Origin of the sequence: Protofrankia sp. CiP1_Cm_nod1, assembly GCF_920888515.1 — a bacterium.
Taxonomy (GTDB): domain Bacteria; phylum Actinomycetota; class Actinomycetes; order Frankiales; family Frankiaceae; genus Protofrankia.
This window is the reverse complement of the sequence record NZ_CAKKTM010000326.1, coordinates 1-16,741: the sequence shown is the minus strand read 5'-3', so window position 1 is coordinate 16,741 and position 16,741 is coordinate 1. Positions and strand designations below refer to the sequence as shown.

The following is a 16,741-nucleotide window of genomic DNA, read 5'->3' as shown; positions in this document are numbered from 1 at the left end:
CCACGCCACCGCCCCTGCGGACCGGTCATGGCAGAGCGTCGGCGGCCCATATCGGGCTCGCGAACTCGACCACAAGCCAAGCGTTGCTACGGGCGGGTGCTACGTGGCGGAGGGTGGTTCGATCAGCACTGGAGCTGCCGGGCGTCCGTGCGCCGCCGCGGCCATCCGAACTTCCAGGTCGACGACGTGGGGTTTCGCGTCGCGCGGTCCGTTCTCCGCTGACGCACGTGTCGCGCGGCTGGGGCTCTTGCCCGGCCACCGCCGCGATCCAGGCGGCACCGCTATGATCAGACCGGCTGTCTAACACCTGTTAGACTCATGGTATGACTACCGTCAGTATGCGGGATCTCAGCCATGCCGTGGGTACCTGGGTCGATCGCGCTCACGCGGGGGAGTCGATCATCATCACTCGCAACGGGCGGCCATGGGCAAGACTGGTACCGGAGCTGACCCAGACTGGTAGCGACTACCTGGATCAACTTGTTGTGGAGGGGCGTGTCGTCGTCCCCACGGCGAGCCTGGCTGATCTCCCCGAGCCGGCTCCCACCGGTGCCTGGGACGGGCGCGACTCCACGGACGTGGTCGCTGAACTGCGCGAGGAATCTCCGTGATCTATTTGGATTCCAGTGCGCTTGTGAAGCTGGTCCATCCGGAGCAGGAAACACACGCGCTGCGATCCTGGCTGGCCGCCCGGCCGGGCGTCTCGGTGTCATCCGCGCTCGCCGTGCTGGAGGTGACCCGCGCACTGCGCCGCAGCGATCCCGCCGCGCTTCCCCAGGTGCCTGATGTCCTGTCTCGCGTCACGCTCGTGCCCATCGACCAGCCGGTCATCGTCGCAGCCGCGGCCCTGACAGATCCTTTGCTGCGTTCGCTGGACGCTCTTCATCTCGCGACGGCGCTGCGGCTCGATGCGCCGTCGCTGGTCTTCGTCAGCTACGACAAACGTCTTTCTGCCGCTGCCGTTCAGGAACGCCTGAACGTCGCGGTGCCTGTCTGAGCCCGCGGCAGTGCTGCTACGGCGAGCCGGGTTGTGTCGGCTCGTCCAGCGCCGCCGGCGGAGCAGTCCCAGGCCGAGGCGGCGAATAGCTCGGGCAAGGGTGTCTCCGCGCCTACAGCCGATCGGTGAACCGCCCCGGCCGCGTTGGAGCGTCGGGCCGATCTGTGGCGTGCTCCGCCCTCGACGTCATCGAGCATGCTCTGTGGGCCTGCCGGAACGAAGGCGTCGCGGCTCGTCGTCAGTCCCGCGATTCGTCCGGGCCTCCGTCCGCCGTCCACGGATCGAGGGGTCTCTCCTGGCACTGGTTGGATGATGCCTGGGAGGTGGTCGGTGGGATGAGCGCAACGCTTGTTGCCAAGGAGGTTGCGGCTGCTCGCGGTGGCCGGAACCTGTTCGACGATCTTGATCTGGTCGTCGGGCCGGCGGAGCGGGTCGGGCTGGTCGGGCCGAACGGGGCCGGCAAGTCCAGCCTGCTGCGGATCCTCGCCGGGCTCGACGCGCCGGCGGCCGGCAGCGTCCGGCTGGCGCCGTCGAACGCGTCCGTGGGCTATCTCGCGCAGGAGCCGCAGCGGCGTCCGGGCGAGGTCGTGCTGGACTTTCTCGCCCGGCGGACCGGTGTCGCCGAGGCGACCCGCCGGATGGACGCGGCCACCCGGGCGCTGACCGACGACGAGCCGGGCGCGGCCGACACCTACGCCGACGCGCTGGAACGCTGGCTGGCGCTCGGCGGTGCCGACTTCGCCGAGCGGGCCGACGCGTCCGCCGCCGACCTGGGGCTCGCGATCGACCTGACAGCGCCGATGACCGGGCTCTCCGGCGGCCAGGCCGCCCGGGCCGGGCTCGCTGCCCTGCTGCTCAGCCGGTTCGACGTCTTCCTGCTCGACGAGCCGACCAACGACCTCGACCTGGACGGGCTGGAGCGGCTGGAGTCGTTCGTAGCCGGACGGCCGGCCGGGACGGTCGTCGTCAGCCACGACCGCGAGTTCCTCAGCCGGACCGTCACGTCCATCCTGGAGATCGACGCGCACCAGCACCAGATCGCCTTCTACCGGGGTGGCTACGAGTCCTACCTGGAGGAACGCGCCCGCGCCCGCGGCCACGCCCGCGAGGACTACGAACAGTACGCGGCCCGGCGGGACGCGCTGGCCGCCCGCGCCCGCATGCAGCGGGCCTGGATGGACAAGGGCGTCCGCAACGCGCGTCGCAAGGCCAGCGACAACGACAAGATCCGCCGGAACCTGCGCGGCGAGACGTCGGAGAAGCAGGCCGCGAAGGCCCGCCAGACCGAGCGGATGATCGAACGCCTGGAGGTGGTCGCGGAGCCCCGCAAGGAGTGGGAGCTGCGGATGACCATCGGCGCGGCGCCACGCTCGGGCGCGGTCGTCGCGACGCTGCGTGACGCGGTCGTCCAGCGCGGCCCCTTCACCCTCGGGCCGGTGAACCTCCACGTCGACTGGGCCGACCGGATCGTGCTCACCGGCCCGAACGGGGCGGGCAAGACGACGCTGCTGGCCGCGATGCTCGGCCGGGTCCCGCTGGCGGCCGGTGCCGCGACGCTGGGCCCGGGTGTGGTCGTCGGGGAGGTCGACCAGGCCCGCGGCCTGTTCGCCGGGGCGGACTCCCCGCTCGACATCCTCGGCCGCTTCCGGCCCGAGATGTCCACCGCCGACGCCCGTACCCTGCTGGCCAAGTTCGCCCTGGGCGCCGACCACGTCGGCCGTGCCGCGGCCACGCTGTCACCGGGGGAGCGGACCCGGGCCGCGCTCGCGCTCCTGCAGGCGCGCGGGGTGAACCTGCTGATCCTCGACGAGCCGACCAACCATCTCGACCTGCCCGCGATCGAGCAGCTCGAGTCGGCGCTGCACGGCTACCCGGGCACCCTCGTACTCGTCACCCACGACCGGCAGATGCTCGCGGCCGTCGACGTCACCCGCCACCTGCACGTCGAGGCCGGAAAGCTCACCGAACTCGACCGCTGAGCCATCACGGGACGCCGATCATCGTGACGGACAGCCTGGATCTCCCGGAGCCGGGTCGTCACGTTGCCGAGTGAGGAGAGGGCCAACCGTCGGGCCGCCCGGCGCACGCACTCATGGTGAGTCGACGGGCGTTGCTCGTCGACGCCTGGCCGGAACTGGTTCTGCCCGCACCGGTCCGGTCCGGTGGGAGTGGGAGTGGGAGTGGGAGTGGAGGACTCTCGTATGATCATGTCGTTGCAACAGACTGTGGCACGGCTGCTCTTCACCCTGCCGAAAACACCATAAAACGGGCGATTGTCCGCCGATGGTCCCATCCGTCGTGCACCTGGAACAACATCGACTATCGGTCGAATAGGGGAAAGCGGTGCCGGAGAACGGCGACGAACTCTGTTGAGCCCCTATGAACATCACAAACGTGGCTGCTGACCAGCGGATCCCCGTCGTCTCCTGACGTCTGATCGCTACTTGCCGTACGCCGCGCCCCTGGACTCAACTCCGAGGTGATACGAGCTGAGATATGGGTATAGGGAAGGCATGGGTATAGCATTGAGTCTCGGGATGTTGGCTCTGGGAGCCATCCTCGCGTTCGCTGTGCATGCGGACTCCTCCGGGCTGAGCCTTCCCACGGTCGGTCTGATCTTCATGATGGTCGGTGCGGTTGGGTTCGGTGTATCGATCTACAGGGATCGCTGGCGTCGGCATATCGTAGAGGAGTCCGTCGAGCGTAGGGTCACGCCTCCGATCATGTTCGAGGACGATATGATCATCGAACGGGAGCCTGCGAAAAATCCGACCGCCGGTGCCGCACGCGAAGACGCGCCGGAATCACCGGTACGGACCTCACCGTAGCTTTCACCCGCCCAGTCGCAAAGATCGCCGGATTGCTGGGAGAATCTTCGACGGCTGAACAGTCCGCCCTCTCGCGACCGGATTCCATGAGCGCCGATTCCGGAAGAAACGCCGTCGATCCCGGATAGAAAATCGCCGGCGCGGCAGATGGTCTCGCGATACATGTCGCGGCAACCGCGCACAGCACCTGCGACACCGCTGTGCAGACGGCCGGTACGGCCCGGGCGAAGATCCGCCAGAACCCACAAGCTACCGCGACGACCGAGAAGACGCCAGGTATCCGCGACAAGGCCGCCGGGACCTTCCGCGGGCAGGTCGAGCATCACCTCGGGTTGCCGCGGCCGTCGAGAAGACCGTGGCCAGCGAAGACCGTGGCCAGCGAAGACCGTGGCCAGCAGCGACAAAGCCACTCGCGTCGCAGGCTGGCAGGCCCCGGCGCCACCGGTGGGGCGGTTGCCGGCGAGATCGTCCTGCCGCCCGTGCACTGGGCGGCCCGTCACCGTCGCCGCGCCGGACTCCGGCCGCAGCCGGCGATGGTGACCTGAATCAAACGAAGCAAGAGATTCGGCAGGTTAAGGCAGGGGAAAACACATCGGTAATCATCACGACAAGGAGGAATGGCAATGGTTGAGTTCATCATCGTCACGCTGCTGCTCGGACTCGTCGTCGGTGCCGTCGCCCGCCTGGTACTACCCGGTCCGGACCGCATCGGTATCGGGGGCACCATAATCGTCGGGATCGTCGGATCCTTCGTCGGCGGGTTCCTCGGTTATGCCCTATTCAACAAGGATGCGGGTGAGGGTCCGTTGCAGCCCTCCGGTGTCGTCGGCTCCGTAATCGGTGCCGTTCTGGTACTGCTGGCGTGGCGTGCTGTGAACGGTCGCGGCTCCTATCGGCACCAGAGGTATGTCCGCCGGTAAACGCGGGGCCGGCCGAGCCGGGCTGGGAATCCGTCCCATGCGCAGCTTGAGGTCCTGGGTGAGTCGCCGGGAGCGGGATTCTCCTCGGCGGCTCACCCAGGACTGTGACACCCTCCACATTCGACTAAGAGCATGTCTCATGTGGAGGGTTTCTTCCCAGCAGGCCAACGCGGCGGGCGGCGAGGGAGAGAAAAACGAGGAAACTGTGAGCGTGCCTGGGCCTGTTGCCGAGGTTGAACTCGTGATAGCGCCGGGCCCGGCGGCGCGGGCCGACCAGACGGTCCGGGAGGCATACGCCAGCCAGCCGCTACGCGACCCGTACGGCTCCCGGTAACAGCGAGTCCCGGTAACAGTGGGCATACAGCGGCCGGCGGAAGCGGCGATCGTTTGCCGTCCGACGCTGTGATGTTCTTGGTATCGGACTGGTATCGTTACCGACATGGCCCTGACGGTACGTACCGACGAGGAGCTGGAGCACGCCCTGACGGTGCTGGCAGCCAGCGAGGGCGCCTCCCGGCAGGAGATCATCCGACGTGCCGTCCTGGAGCGTTACGAGCGGGCCGGTCATGCTGCCCGGGTGCGGGACAGCGCTGATCGGATGCTCGAGCGGTGGGGGGATGTGCTCGCCCGCCTGGGCAGCGTGTGAGCCCTGTCGAGTACCTGGACCTGGAGGATCTGCTCACCCTGGTACGCGGCCTGGGCACCGCTCCGGTACAGGACGTCGGCCTGCTCGACGCGGCGGCGGCCCGGGCGCGATCGAGCGCGTTCGGTCAGGACGCCTACCCGACCCTCGCGTCGAAGGCCGCCGCGCTCCTGCACTCGATCGCCCGCAGTCACCCTCTGGTCGACGGCAACAAGCGGCTGGCCTGGCTGGCGGCAGTGGTGTTCCTCGACGTCAACAGACATGCGACCGGCCTTTCCGACGACGAGGCGTTCGACCTTGTCATGGACGTCGCCCAAGGCGTCGCGGACGTCGAGGAGATCACCCATCGGCTGCGTGTCGTGCCGTTGGACGGTGATTGAGCACAACGGCTGGCCAGCTCATGCCGGAAGGCTGACGACGCCAGGAGCTGCCACAACCTGCTTCCGACCGAGTGCTTGTAGACCAGGTGCTTGTAGACCTGTAGTCATCATAACTGTACTTATGACAGATCTGGATCTTGATAGGTCCGGATCCGCGGTTCCTGGAGCCGGCCCGGCTCGGGACGCCAGGCAGGGGGCACCTTCCTGGCCTTGGCAGGCGACAATGGCGGTCGTGTCCGCTGACGCCTGCGATACGGCTCCTGTGACGACCGGCCCCGCCGGCTCCTCCGGTTTTCCTCCTGGCTCCGCCGAGCCCTCCACTGCCGAATCCTCCGCTGCCGCGCGTCCCGTGGCCGCCAGCGCCGATGCCCGCCGGGGACTGGCGGTGGTCACCGGGGCCAGCAGCGGGATCGGTGCCGCCAGCGCGCGGGCGTTGGCGGACGCGGGTTTCGACGTCCTGCTCGGCGCGCGCCGCGCCGACCGGCTGGCGGCGGTCGCCGCCGACATCGGGCCGGCGGCCCGCAGCCGTCCCCTGGACGTCACCGACGCCGCGTCCGTCCAGGCGTTCGCGGCCGGTGTCGCCTCCTGCGAGGTCGTGGTGTGCAACGCCGGCGGCGCGCTCGGGCTGGCCCCGGTGGCGGCGGCGGACGAGGCCGAGGCCGAGGAGGAGCGATGGCGGTGGATGTGGGAGGCCAACGTCGCCGGGGTCGCCCGTACCGTGCGGGCCTTCCTGCCCGCGCTGGTCGCTTCGGGTGACGGCCGCATCGTCGTGGTCACCAGTGTCGCCGGCCATCAGGTCTACCCGGGCGGGGGCGGGTACACCGCGGCCAAGCACGCCGCGGCGGCGGTCGTCCAGACGCTGCGGCTGGAACTGCTCGGCCAGCCGGTGCGGATCATCGAGATCGCCCCGGGCATGGTGGACACCGAGTTCTCTCTCGTCCGCTTCGACGGGGACGCCGGACGGGCCGCCGCGGTCTACACCGGCACCGTCCCCCTCACCGCCGACGACGTCGCCGACGCCGTCACCTGGGCGGTCACCCGCCCACCGCACGTGACCATAGCCCGGCTGGACCTCTTCCCCCGCGACCAGGCCTCCGCCCGCGACGTCCACCGCCGGCCCTGACACCCCCGCCCACCCGAACCGGCGGCCAAGCCGAGGCGGCCGAGTCACGGGAACGAGTATGTAAGTGGTCGCTGGAGCAGCCACTTACATACTCGTTCCGTCCCCTGCTCCGGGTCAGCGGCGGCTGCTGTTGGCGGCGGGGTCGCTTGGGGGATCGTCGGAGGGTCCACGTTCAGCTTCGTTCCGTCCCAGCGGAAGGTCACGTCGGCCGTTCCGGCGGAGGGGCAGCGGATCCTGTCCGCGGGGTCGTACAGGTCGTAGCGCGGTACGACGGGCTGCCCGGCGAGACGTTGGTCGTGCCCCGAAGACGCTGTCCGGCTTTGTCCCTTACCCGCGTAGCAGGGTGATCGGGCGGCCAGCGGGGCTGGTGACCGTGGTGATGGCGGTACGTTCGTCGATGGGGGGGGCCGCGGGGCGCTGGTCGAAGATGGCCAGGGTGCCGGTGCCGAGCTGGAAGCGGTCGAGATAGCGGTCGAGCTGCCTGAGGCCCTGGCGGAGCGGGTCCGTCTTCTTCGAACGCCAGGTCTTGATCTCCAACGCCTCACGCTGGACACGGCGGGAGCCGTCGGCGGTGACGTAGGGCCAGCGGATGTGCAGGTCGACACGACCCGTGCCGACCGCGTACTCACGCTCGACAAACCCACCGCCGTTCACGACACGCTGGAGGTATCCCATGAGGATCAGCTGGGGAGCCGCCTCGTGGTAGAAGCCCGTCCTGACCAGAAAGTCACCGTTCTCGATCCACCAGTCGGCGAATTCGTCGAGCACCCTGGGGAAGTCGAAACCGCCCTCCGGGCGGACGAACGACCGGGGATCGGCGGTGACGCTCTCCTGGATGCTCGACGACAGGACCCGGGCGATGACCTCCCGATAGATCGGGTTCGCGACCCGGACCGGAGCCTTTGGCGCGATCAGGCCGAGGTCACGAACATAGACGAGATCATCGTCGTAGGGCTCGAGAGCGAACGGATCACCCGCCAGGAGGGGGCCGATGATCCGCTGGACCCGCGGCTGCGCGAGCTTGGCCGCGAGCGAGTCCAGGTGCGTGGCGCGGTCCAGGACAAGCCGTTCCTTCGCGTCCTCGAGGTGCGCGATGGTGACTGGTTCGGGTGCGGGCACGGCCATTTTCTCGACGACCTCGCGGGCGAGTGCGTTGACCAGCCACGGCTGGCCGGCGGTGAGCTCGTAGGCGTGTTCGACGGCACCCGGGGCGAACCGCTGCCCGGTCTCGGCGGTGTGCTGACCGTAGAGCTCGGCGACCTCGTCCGGCGTGAAGTCTCCGAGCCGAAGGGACTCCAGTTTGACGTTGAAGGGACTCGCGGTCCCGAGACGGTCCGGATCTCCGCCGGCGAGCGCCTTGTATTCGCGGACATCACGCAGGCCGCACAGGGCAACCGAAACGGGGAACTCCTGGGATCGGGTCGGGAACCCGGCGCGGAGCTGGCGGAGCACGCTGATCAGGCTCTGTCCGCGTAGCGCGTCGATCTCGTCGAAGAACAGCACGAGTGGGCGTGGGCACGCCAGCGCCCACGCCCGCAGGGCCACCTGCAGCAGGCTGCCTTCCGACTCCGCGGACCAGGCCGGCGGGCGAAGATCCGTTGCCAGCTGGCTCTCGGCGTTGATCCTGATCTGGGTGAGGATGTCGCGGTTGGCCGCGCCGTAGTCGTCACCGGCGGCTTCGGCGACCTCGCAGGAGAAGTGCAGCGCCGCGTAGCGGCCCCGGGCGGTCAGGTCCTGCGCAAGCGCGCGCAGCGCGGTCGTCTTGCCGGTCTGGCGGGGGGCATGAACGACGAAGTAGGCATTCTGGCCGACGAGGGCCGGCGCCGCCGGCAGCCGTTCCAGCGCCGGGATCATGTAATGGTCGACGGGGCTGCACGGACCAGCCGTGTTGAACCGACGGCTCATCCGGTCCTTCCCCTCCACGGTCCCGCGGTGGCGCGTCCTCTGCGTGCCAGCCTACCGTGATCGACGATCAGCGACCCGCTGTGACGTCAGGAGAGCCATACTTCCTCGGGGCGGCCGCATGGCTCTACGTGTTTCATCCGGCTTCCCCGTGAAGTCACCGCCGAGTCACTCACGCCCGCGGCGGGTCCTCGTCTCAGTGCCATGCTCCGAATCGCCGGTCTCGCCCTGACGCTCGGCGCCCTCATCGGCCTCGGCGTGGGTATCGACTACGCACTCTTCATCATCACCAGGCATCGCGCCGGCCTGAAGGCCGGCCGGTCCGACACCAACACCGCCCGCACCATGGCGCCGCCGAGCTTCCGGCATTCCTCGCGGGCGGCGGCGACCTCGCCGAGAACCGTCAACGAGCCGCCCGGAGGCTTCCAGCGCAACCGCTCGTGATCGTCGCCACTGCTCGAACCGCGCCAGTTGTATCGCCACCGTGCCCATAGAAAGGTATACAGAGCATGCGTCAATACCAGATCCGTAATGAGAGGGACACGCATTCGTGGTAGCCGGGGGCGGACGCAGGCACGCACACTGGACGTATGTACCTGGCGAAGGCTGACGCTGGAAGGCGCCGGACGGTTCGGGTCGGCGAGCCGGTGGTCTGCGAGCTGCCGGAGACGCCGACCACCGGCTACCGCTGGCAGGCGCAGACCGACCCGGCCCTGCTGCGAGCGATCGGCGACCGCTACGAGGGCCCGACCGAGCCGCGTGGCGCCGGCGGCATGCGGATCTTCACTTTCGAGCCGCTGCAGCCCGGCCCGGTGCTGCTCCGGCTGGTGAAGAAGCGTAGCTGGTCGTCCCAGGTGACCGACACCTTCGACGTTCAGCTCGACGTGGCGGACTGATCTTCTCTTTGCTCCGTCGCGGCCGTCTCGCCGGCGGTGGAATCCGTGCATGCGCACGCGCGGCGAGTACCGGCCGGCTGCGGAACTCGGCGCACCGCAGACGTCGTAGAAATGCCAGCCGTCTGCGTCCCGCTGTGTCAGAATCATCGGTGGCGCGTCGTCAATGATGATCAACGCGTCCGACGTGACAACCGGAGGTGGCTGGATGGCCTCGCTTCATGGCTTACTCGAAAGCGGCTTGCTTTATCGCAAATACGAGGAGACGGTCCACGAGGGAATGCGGCTCGGCCGCAACCTGTGGCTGGATGCTCGAAGTCTGGCGTACATGGTCGAGAACGATGTCGCGGCGATGTCCGGGAAGCTGGTGGACCAGCTCTGGGACCGCCGGATTGTCATCCTCGACCAGGGCGAGCTCGGGTCGTGCACCGGGAACGCCGGCACCGGGGCGCTGGGCACCGAACCCTTCTACAGCGCGGTCGGCAGTAGGGCTCTGCCCGCGGCGGGCAACGGCAAGGCGCTGGAGGACTTTGCCGTCACGCTGTACAAGGATGCCACCGTCGTGGACGGCTATCCCGGCACCTACCCACCGGACGATACCGGTTCGTCCGGCCTGGCCATCTGCAAGGTACTCAAGTCACGTGGCACGATCAAGGGATATCGGTTCGCCCGCACCGCCTACGGTCTGCTGCAGCTGCTCCAGCACGGCCCGGTGCTGCAAGGAATGCCGTGGTACGCGGCGTTCTTCCACCCGGACGCCGCCGGCTTCATCGACGCTGACCCCAAATGGCGGTCCAGCGGGGTCGCCGGCGGCCACGAGGTCGAGGCGATCGGGGTTGATCTCGACACGCGGAACGTGTTCGACAGCGTGATCGTCTACGCAAACAGCTGGGGCACCGGCTGGGGCGACAACGGCCTTTTCCGAATGCGCCTGCGGACCTACGACCAGCTCAGCGGCGTGGACCTGCGACAGTACCAGGTGTAAATACCTGATATCGAATACCGCCAATGCCGACGACTGGGCTCGCCGAGCCTTTCCCGGTAACCACCCGTCGTGCCGTGCAACAACAAGGGTGCATCTGCACGACGGGTGTCGGGCGTTCCGCGAGCCTCGATGTCGCGCAACGGATCAGCTTTCCAGACCGGGTCGACCGCGTTGTGCCCCGGAAGACCTGCTGTGATCAGTCAGCTGCCCGCCCCGTCCCGCCTCTCGTCGAGCACCGACGGAACCTGCGTGAACGGCGCGGCTGAACGCAGGCGAGCCGCTTCCGCCGGTCAGGTTCAGGTGCCGGCCGGCGCCCACCTGACGAAACGTCGATCAGCAGGACCCGTCATCTCGAAGGTGAGACCACCGAGCTCGTTGCGCCAGACCGGACACACATGATTGCCGGCGGCCATCGCCGCGACCGCGCCGGGCGTCGGCGCTTCGTCATCCCGGGGCGAACCGGCAACCATTTGATCACAGTAGCCAGCCCTCAACCGGGCCATCCGGGACGCCGCGGCGGTGGTGCCGGGTTCCTGGCGGGCTTCACGGACCGTGGCGAGCGTTCCGTGCCAGGACAGCGCCCGCGATATCGTGGGCGTATGGCGGCGTCACGCACGACTACGGTCACCGTCCCGATCGTCATCGAGCGTGACGAGGACGGCGTGTGGTGCGCGCATGCCCAGCTGCGTCCAGGTGTGGGCGCCCATGGCGAGGGCGCGACCGAGCAGGAGGCATTGGACGACCTCCGCGAGGCGCTCGTCGGCCTGATCGAGGAGTTCGGGGTTCCTCGGGAGCTGTCCGTCACCGTGGCGGCCTGATGCCTCCGGTTCCCTCCGTCCGAGGCATCCGTGTCGTCCACGCGCTGGAGCGCCACGGCTTCAAGGTGGCGCGAGTCAACGGCAGCCACCACATCATGCGTCACCCGGACGGGCGTGGAACGACGGTCCCGGTACACAGCGACCGCGACCTGGCCAAGGGCACCTTGCGGGGCATCCTGAGCGACATCGGCCTGACGATCGACGAACTCGCCCCGTAGCAGCCGCGCCCGACGACGGGGGCGTGTGGTGGACGATCAGGAGCGTCGGCATCGACGCCATGCTATTGGCCCGGTCACGGCTATTGGCCCGGTCACGCACCAGTCGTCCTCGTGCTGGAGCGAGACGCTCCCCGGCTTGGCTCGTGTCCGGTGGAGCCGCGGCATCTGTTCTCCGGTGTTCTCCGGCGCGCCGCCGGCGGCATGCGGTCCGGTGTCCGGTCTTCCATGCCCTATCTCGCTTATACCTACTACTTGACAATGCCAGGTACTCGGCTTAGCTTTCATCTATGACGCCGACGCATGATCCCCAGCTCCTCAAGGGCGTCCTGTCGTTGCTGCTGCTACGGCTGCTCGCCGAGCGTGAGTCCTACGGCTACGAAGTCGTCCAGCGACTGCGGGAGCTCGGGTTGACGGACATCAGCGAGGGCAGCGTGTACCCGGCGCTGGCACGCCTGGAACGCGAGGGCCGGGTGGAGGCGCGCCTGGTCGCCTCCCGGTCCGGCCCGGCCCGCAAGTACTACCGGTCGACCGCGGCCGGGACCCAGGCTCTGGCGGAAGGCACCGCAAGCTGGCTGTCACTGGCCGAGGTGGTCCACCCCGTGCTTGTCCGGCGCCTTCCCGACCCGCCCACCTCAACGGAGGACACCTGACATGGCCACCTCGCGGAGCACTCTCGACCGGCTGCGTATCGAACGCGCCGTGTGGACGATGAACGCCCGGCTGCAGGACCTGCCGCGTAGATCCCGGATCATCCGGCGTCGGGAACTGCGCGACAACCTGCGGGCCGCGGCCGAGGACGTCGGCGCCCGGCAGGCCGTGCGCCAGCTCGGTGATCTGCGCATCCTCGCGGCCGGCTACCTCGCCGCCGAGTACGGCGAGCTGTCCCGGCGGCCGTCCTGGACCGCCGCGGCCGTCACCGTTCTCGGCGTCGACGTCCTCATGACGCTGCTCGAGCACGCCGGAAGGACCGCCTTCGACGCCGGGATCACCACGATCGCCCCGCATGCCACCGGCACCTTCCGCTGGACCGGGGTCCCCTATCTGATCAGCGACGAGACATTCACCTATCTCGACGGAACGCATACATCCGTCGGGGGAGCCTGGACCCCGCTGGTCTACGTGCTCATGTTCGCCGGGGCTTTCGTCACCGGACGGATGTGGCGGCTGATATCCGCCTGGCAGCGGCAGCGCCGCCAGGCCCCACTGGCCGTCGAAGAGGAAAGAAGTGGCGGCCGGGCATGACATCGCGGCCCGGCGCTGGAGCCAGGCGGATCCGGCCTGTCATACCGGCGAAACCGTTGGAGATCGCAATGACATGGCATGCATTCCGCGAATTTGTAACCGACACGTGGCGCCGCTCACCGGACGTGCGCGGCCCGCACCGGGCACATCGGCTGAAGTCTTCTGGCACGGTCCTCCCGGTCGTTGCGTTCCTCGCGACCGTCGTTCTGCTCTCGCCCCTGCTGGCGGGGGCGGCACCAGCCCTGGCCGGCACGGCAGCGCATCCCGCCCCCGAGCCGGACACGTCGAGGATCGACCCCGAGCTGCGCACGCTGCTGAGCGACGGCATCGCCGCCGGCGTCCCTGGCGCGGTGGTCCGAGTGCAGGACCACCGTGGGATCCGCCAGGCCGCCGCGGGGGTCGCCGATCTGGCCACCGGTGCGCCGTTGCGGCCGCAGGCCCGGGTACGGGTGGGCAGCATCACGAAGACGTTCGTAGCCACAGTGGTACTCCAGCTTGTCGGGGAGGGACGCCTCACCCTTGACCGTCCCGTGGAACGCTGGTTACCAGGCCTGCTGCGGAACGGAAACAAGATCACTGTTCGACAGCTGCTCAACCACACCAGCGGCCTGTTCGACTACACAGCCGACCCCAGCCTGGTGGCGGGCATCGTCCGGAATCGGGTCTTCGCCCCGACGGAACTCGTAGCCATCGCCGAAACCCATCCGGGTGCGTTCGCATCCGGTACCGCCTGGGAGTACTCCAACACCAACTACATCGTCGCCGGCCTGCTCGTCGAATCGATCACTCACCACCCGCTGGGCGAGGAACTCCAACGACGGATCTTCAAGCCACTGGGCCTGGCCGACACATCATTCCCCGCCACCACCGGGGAGCTACCCGGCTACTACGCCCACGGATACGTCCCGGCCGACCTCGTTCCCACGGCCGACGGCAGGCCGTTCGACGTGACCGGGCTCAATCCCTCGCACGCCTGGGCGGCCGGTGCCATCGTCTCCAGCGCCAAGGACGTGTCCCACTTCTACCGGTCCCTGATGGGCGGCGAGTTGCTCCGTGCCCGGATGCTCCAGGAGATGAAGACCACCACGGTAGAGAATCCCGCCGACCCGGACTTCCGTTACGGCCTCGGGATCGAACGGGTCCAGGACCGCTGCGGAGCGAACTGGGGCCACAGCGGCGCCATTTTCGGATACCAGACCATGGCGTTCTGGAACGAGGACACCACCCGTACGGTCGTCCTGGCCAGCACCATCCACCCCGCCCCCGCGGCCGCCGAGGCCGCGCTCGCAACGGCAGCCGACCACGCTCTGTGCGGGATACCTCGTTCCTGACACCACCGGCCGATGGGATATCTCGCCGTTTGGGAAACGGGATTCCAGGTTTCCCGCGCTGTTGGGACCTTCTGGGCATACGCGGACCCGGTAGGAGCGACGCAGGGACCCGAGGGCCTCGCGCCCGGCACACCGCGTGCCGGCCGGGGCTCTTAGCCATCTCCGGAGCCCGTATCCGCCACCGACGGCCCGGCCGGCTGCGGACGCCCGGTCACGGTAGGGCCGCCAGGCCGGAACATGATCCGGGTCAGCGGCGGCTGCCGTTGGCGGCGGGGTCGCTCGGGGGGATCGTCGCGGGGTCCACGTTCAGCTTCGTTCCGTCCCAGCGGAACGTCACGTCGGCCGTTCCGGCGGTCGGGCAGCATGTCTGGTCCGCGGGTTTGTACAGGGCGTAGCGCAGCACGACGACGGTGTCCCGGGCCGTGGCGACGCGGATGCCGGCGCTCGGGTCGGTGAAGTCCTTGCCGATCATCTCGGTGCCGACGAAGAAGAACCCGAACTGCTGGGGGACGGCCGGGGAGTCCGCCTTCCTGCCGATCAGGACGTTGAGGGCCCGTCCCCGCACGAAGCCGGAGCGGTCGGTCACGGTGAAACCGCGCTCGTTGAGCATGTTCGAGGCCTCGGCAAGGGTGAGCTGCCCGGCCGTCGCGTCCGCCGTCGGCGTGCCGGTGCGCGAGACCAGGGGGGTGGGGGTGGCGCTGCGTGGGCTCGCGGTGGGGCTGCGGCGGGCCGTCGACGTCCGGGCCGAGCTGGTGACCTGCGGGTATGACGGTGACGCCACGCTGGTCTGCGCGCTGAGCTGGGAATCCCGATCACGCAGGGTCAGCGCGGTGGCCACCCCGCCGAGGCCGGCCAGCGCCAGCAGCGCCACCACCACGGTGGCGAGCCGGCCGCGCCGGCGAGGCCGTGACGGGCCGGGCGGCACCGGCCCGTACGCCGGGCCCGGGCTGTGACCGGGGCTGTGACCGGGGCCGTAATCAGGGCCATGGCCCGGTGCGTTGTGTGGTGGGTGGTGATGGCCGGCCGGTGTCTGGTCCCACTGCGGCTGGTGGGCCGGTGTGTGCCCGAACCCCGGTGGCGCCGTCTGCTGGTAGGGCGCCTGGGGATAGGACTGCTGCTGGAACGGCTGCTGGTAGGCGTCGGCCGGCGGCCCGGCGGCGGGCGGCGGCCCGGCGGGCGCCGAGGTGGGCGGGGGTGTCAGTAACCACCAGCGGGCCAGGGCGGTCTCGGTCGCCCGGACGGATTCGCCGGCGTCGGCGACGTCGTGCCCGACGAGCCGGGCGACGAGGTGCGCGGCGGTCGGGCGCCGTGCCGAGTCCTTGTCGAGCGCCGTGGCCAGCACCGGGGCGAGGTGGGCGGGGACGCCGGTGAGGTCGGGCTCGGCGGTCATGATCTGTACTGCGACCGCCTCGGGCCGTTCGCCGGCGAACGGCTGGCGGCCGGTGGCGGCAAAGGCCATGCAGGCGCCCCAGGCGAAGATGTCGGCGGCGGGGCCGGCGCGCTCACCCCGCAGCTGCTCGGGGGCCATCCAGACGATGGTGCCGATCAGGGTGCCGGTGCGGGTGTGGCTGGTCGAGTCGGCCGCCCGCGCGATCCCGAAGTCGATGACCTTCGGGCCCTCCCAGGTGACCAGGATGTTGGACGGCTTGAGGTCGCGGTGGATCACGCCGGCGGCGTGGATGGCGACCAGGGCGTCGGCGAGCCCGACCGCCAGCCCGTCGAGCAGGTGCCCGGTGAAGGGCCCGCGCCCGGCCACCGCGTCGGTCAGGCTGCGGCCCTCGACGTATTCGGCCGCCATCCAGGGGCGCGGGCCGTCGAGGTCGGCGTCGAGGACGGCGGCCACACTGCCGCCGCGTACCCGCCGGGCGGCGGCGACCTCAGTGCGGAAGCGGCTGCGGAACTCCGGGTCGTCGGCGAGGCCGGGGGAGGGCACCTTGACCGCCGCCGGCCGGCCGTCCGCGCCGAACCCGAGGTAGACGGTGCCCATGCCACCGGCGCCGATCCGGCCCTGTAGCCGGTATGGCCCGATCTGTCGCGGGTCGTCGCTGGACAGTGGCTGGAGCACGCTTCTCCCTTCGGACGCCGTCCACCCGCGGCACCGGCGGCTGGCGCACCTGATTCTCCCTGATACCCGTCACCCGCTGCCGGCGCCAGGTGGCTTATGTCGATCATTCGGCGTTATCGACGTAGGGCAAAAAAATTTCTCTGGATCTCGGAAATTTGATCTAGTATATTAATGATCTCAAGGTATCAACGGAAAGATTTCTTTTCCCTTGGGGAGCTCCGCACGGAAAGGGGAAGCAGGATGTCGACCACCTCCACATCCGGCGCCACATCCGGCGCCACCGCCACACCGACGCCGACGGCCGCGCCCGTCCGGGGGTGGGCCGCCACCGCGGCCCCTCCCGCGCGCACCCGCCCGGCCTGTCTCTTATACACATCTGACGCTGCCGACGACTAG

At 69.2% G+C, this 16,741-nt stretch carries 22 protein-coding genes; 19 read left to right on the top strand and 3 right to left on the bottom strand.

Features of this window, described 5'->3' with window-relative positions; genetic code table 11:
- Positions 1–27 precede the first annotated feature (27 nt).
- From NBX02_RS14600 to NBX02_RS14555, 11 genes are all read left to right on the top strand, one after another.
- Positions 28–222, top strand: coding sequence for an SUMF1/EgtB/PvdO family nonheme iron enzyme (locus NBX02_RS14600; RefSeq protein WP_445548440.1), 195 nt, complete (start codon positions 28–30; stop codon positions 220–222).
- A 101-nt stretch (positions 223–323) separates the two neighbouring features.
- A complete protein-coding gene (locus NBX02_RS14595) occupies positions 324–611 on the top strand; it encodes a type II toxin-antitoxin system Phd/YefM family antitoxin (protein ID WP_250282687.1) in 288 nt (95 codons plus the stop codon).
- Positions 608–997: a type II toxin-antitoxin system VapC family toxin gene (locus NBX02_RS14590; protein ID WP_250282685.1), complete on the top strand. Its 390-nt coding sequence runs from the start codon at positions 608–610 to the stop codon at positions 995–997. The genes NBX02_RS14595 and NBX02_RS14590 overlap by 4 nt, the downstream gene beginning before the upstream one ends.
- Before the next feature lie 335 nt (positions 998–1,332).
- Complete coding sequence (locus NBX02_RS14585) at positions 1,333–2,976, top strand: ABC-F family ATP-binding cassette domain-containing protein (RefSeq protein ID WP_250291762.1); 1,644 nt, start codon at positions 1,333–1,335, stop codon at positions 2,974–2,976.
- 534 nt (positions 2,977–3,510) lie between these two features.
- Positions 3,511–3,825 (top strand): hypothetical protein, encoded by a 315-nt coding sequence (locus tag NBX02_RS14580; RefSeq protein WP_250291759.1) that lies wholly within the window; start codon positions 3,511–3,513, stop codon positions 3,823–3,825.
- 200 nt (positions 3,826–4,025) lie between these two features.
- Complete coding sequence (locus NBX02_RS14575) at positions 4,026–4,370, top strand: hypothetical protein (RefSeq protein WP_250291757.1); 345 nt, start codon at positions 4,026–4,028, stop codon at positions 4,368–4,370.
- 78 nt (positions 4,371–4,448) lie between these two features.
- Positions 4,449–4,745 (top strand): GlsB/YeaQ/YmgE family stress response membrane protein, encoded by a 297-nt coding sequence (locus tag NBX02_RS14570; RefSeq protein WP_250280811.1) that lies wholly within the window; start codon positions 4,449–4,451, stop codon positions 4,743–4,745.
- Between the two features lie 205 nt (positions 4,746–4,950).
- Positions 4,951–5,079 (top strand): hypothetical protein, encoded by a 129-nt coding sequence (locus NBX02_RS23225; protein ID WP_445548439.1) that lies wholly within the window; start codon positions 4,951–4,953, stop codon positions 5,077–5,079.
- 105 nt (positions 5,080–5,184) lie between these two features.
- The gene (locus NBX02_RS14565; protein WP_250280808.1) at positions 5,185–5,391 is read left to right on the top strand and encodes a ribbon-helix-helix domain-containing protein; all 207 of its coding nucleotides are present in this window, start codon (positions 5,185–5,187) and stop codon (positions 5,389–5,391) included.
- On the top strand, positions 5,388–5,768 hold the full coding sequence (locus NBX02_RS14560) for a type II toxin-antitoxin system death-on-curing family toxin (RefSeq protein WP_250280806.1): 381 nt from the start codon (positions 5,388–5,390) through the stop codon (positions 5,766–5,768). The genes NBX02_RS14565 and NBX02_RS14560 overlap by 4 nt, the downstream gene beginning before the upstream one ends.
- Positions 5,769–6,117: 349 nt before the next feature.
- Positions 6,118–6,891 carry an SDR family NAD(P)-dependent oxidoreductase gene (locus NBX02_RS14555; protein ID WP_250280824.1) on the top strand — a complete coding sequence of 258 codons (774 nt, stop codon included), beginning with the start codon at positions 6,118–6,120 and terminating at the stop codon, positions 6,889–6,891.
- Between the two features lie 44 nt (positions 6,892–6,935).
- Here the strand turns inward: NBX02_RS14555 and NBX02_RS14550 are convergent, their stop codons facing one another.
- Together NBX02_RS14550 and NBX02_RS14545 are read right to left on the bottom strand one after the other, a co-directional pair.
- The gene (locus tag NBX02_RS14550; protein WP_445548443.1) at positions 6,936–7,250 is read right to left on the bottom strand and encodes an LppP/LprE family lipoprotein; all 315 of its coding nucleotides are present in this window, start codon (positions 7,248–7,250) and stop codon (positions 6,936–6,938) included.
- Complete coding sequence (locus NBX02_RS14545) at positions 7,219–8,796, bottom strand: AAA family ATPase (protein WP_250280804.1); 1,578 nt, start codon at positions 8,794–8,796, stop codon at positions 7,219–7,221. Before NBX02_RS14545 ends, NBX02_RS14550 begins: the two co-directional genes overlap by 32 nt.
- Positions 8,797–8,997: 201 nt before the next feature.
- Between NBX02_RS14545 and NBX02_RS14540 the strand changes: the two genes are divergently transcribed.
- The 8 genes from NBX02_RS14540 to NBX02_RS14505 all read left to right on the top strand — a co-directional run bounded on the left by NBX02_RS14540 (position 8,998) and on the right by NBX02_RS14505 (position 14,280).
- Positions 8,998–9,237, top strand: a complete 240-nt coding sequence (locus NBX02_RS14540; protein WP_250280802.1) for an MMPL family transporter — start codon at positions 8,998–9,000, stop codon at positions 9,235–9,237.
- A 146-nt stretch (positions 9,238–9,383) separates the two neighbouring features.
- Positions 9,384–9,689, top strand: coding sequence for a protease inhibitor I42 family protein (locus tag NBX02_RS14535; protein WP_445548438.1), 306 nt, complete (start codon positions 9,384–9,386; stop codon positions 9,687–9,689).
- 325 nt (positions 9,690–10,014) lie between these two features.
- Positions 10,015–10,671: a C1 family peptidase gene (locus NBX02_RS14530; protein ID WP_250291751.1), complete on the top strand. Its 657-nt coding sequence runs from the start codon at positions 10,015–10,017 to the stop codon at positions 10,669–10,671.
- A 599-nt stretch (positions 10,672–11,270) separates the two neighbouring features.
- Complete coding sequence (locus NBX02_RS14525) at positions 11,271–11,489, top strand: type II toxin-antitoxin system HicB family antitoxin (protein ID WP_250280796.1); 219 nt, start codon at positions 11,271–11,273, stop codon at positions 11,487–11,489.
- The gene (locus tag NBX02_RS14520) at positions 11,489–11,707 is read left to right on the top strand and encodes a type II toxin-antitoxin system HicA family toxin (RefSeq protein ID WP_250280794.1); all 219 of its coding nucleotides are present in this window, start codon (positions 11,489–11,491) and stop codon (positions 11,705–11,707) included. The genes NBX02_RS14525 and NBX02_RS14520 overlap by 1 nt, the downstream gene beginning before the upstream one ends.
- Before the next feature lie 287 nt (positions 11,708–11,994).
- Positions 11,995–12,357 (top strand): PadR family transcriptional regulator, encoded by a 363-nt coding sequence (locus NBX02_RS14515; RefSeq protein ID WP_250280792.1) that lies wholly within the window; start codon positions 11,995–11,997, stop codon positions 12,355–12,357.
- A 1-nt stretch (position 12,358) separates the two neighbouring features.
- Positions 12,359–12,949: a hypothetical protein gene (locus NBX02_RS14510; RefSeq protein ID WP_250280791.1), complete on the top strand. Its 591-nt coding sequence runs from the start codon at positions 12,359–12,361 to the stop codon at positions 12,947–12,949.
- Between the two features lie 68 nt (positions 12,950–13,017).
- Positions 13,018–14,280 (top strand): serine hydrolase domain-containing protein, encoded by a 1,263-nt coding sequence (locus NBX02_RS14505; RefSeq protein WP_250291750.1) that lies wholly within the window; start codon positions 13,018–13,020, stop codon positions 14,278–14,280.
- Between the two features lie 247 nt (positions 14,281–14,527).
- Here the strand turns inward: NBX02_RS14505 and NBX02_RS14500 are convergent, their stop codons facing one another.
- Positions 14,528–16,345: a protein kinase domain-containing protein gene (locus NBX02_RS14500; protein WP_250291748.1), complete on the bottom strand. Its 1,818-nt coding sequence runs from the start codon at positions 16,343–16,345 to the stop codon at positions 14,528–14,530.
- Positions 16,346–16,741: the final 396 nt, after the last annotated feature.

Coding starts and splice junctions, on each gene's coding strand:
- NBX02_RS14505 (WP_250291750.1), top strand. CDS start 13,018: ATGACATGGCATGCATTCCGCGAATTTGTAACCGACACGTGGCGCCGC.
- NBX02_RS14600 (WP_445548440.1), top strand. CDS start 28: ATGGCAGAGCGTCGGCGGCCCATATCGGGCTCGCGAACTCGACCACAA.
- NBX02_RS14540 (WP_250280802.1), top strand. CDS start 8,998: ATGCTCCGAATCGCCGGTCTCGCCCTGACGCTCGGCGCCCTCATCGGC.
- NBX02_RS14520 (WP_250280794.1), top strand. CDS start 11,489: ATGCCTCCGGTTCCCTCCGTCCGAGGCATCCGTGTCGTCCACGCGCTG.
- NBX02_RS14570 (WP_250280811.1), top strand. CDS start 4,449: ATGGTTGAGTTCATCATCGTCACGCTGCTGCTCGGACTCGTCGTCGGT.
- NBX02_RS14545 (WP_250280804.1), bottom strand. CDS start 8,796: ATGAGCCGTCGGTTCAACACGGCTGGTCCGTGCAGCCCCGTCGACCAT.
- NBX02_RS14525 (WP_250280796.1), top strand. CDS start 11,271: ATGGCGGCGTCACGCACGACTACGGTCACCGTCCCGATCGTCATCGAG.
- NBX02_RS14510 (WP_250280791.1), top strand. CDS start 12,359: ATGGCCACCTCGCGGAGCACTCTCGACCGGCTGCGTATCGAACGCGCC.
- NBX02_RS14565 (WP_250280808.1), top strand. CDS start 5,185: ATGGCCCTGACGGTACGTACCGACGAGGAGCTGGAGCACGCCCTGACG.
- NBX02_RS14530 (WP_250291751.1), top strand. CDS start 10,015: ATGGTCGAGAACGATGTCGCGGCGATGTCCGGGAAGCTGGTGGACCAG.
- NBX02_RS14585 (WP_250291762.1), top strand. CDS start 1,333: ATGAGCGCAACGCTTGTTGCCAAGGAGGTTGCGGCTGCTCGCGGTGGC.
- NBX02_RS14595 (WP_250282687.1), top strand. CDS start 324: ATGACTACCGTCAGTATGCGGGATCTCAGCCATGCCGTGGGTACCTGG.
- NBX02_RS14535 (WP_445548438.1), top strand. CDS start 9,384: ATGTACCTGGCGAAGGCTGACGCTGGAAGGCGCCGGACGGTTCGGGTC.
- NBX02_RS14515 (WP_250280792.1), top strand. CDS start 11,995: ATGACGCCGACGCATGATCCCCAGCTCCTCAAGGGCGTCCTGTCGTTG.
- NBX02_RS14580 (WP_250291759.1), top strand. CDS start 3,511: ATGGGTATAGCATTGAGTCTCGGGATGTTGGCTCTGGGAGCCATCCTC.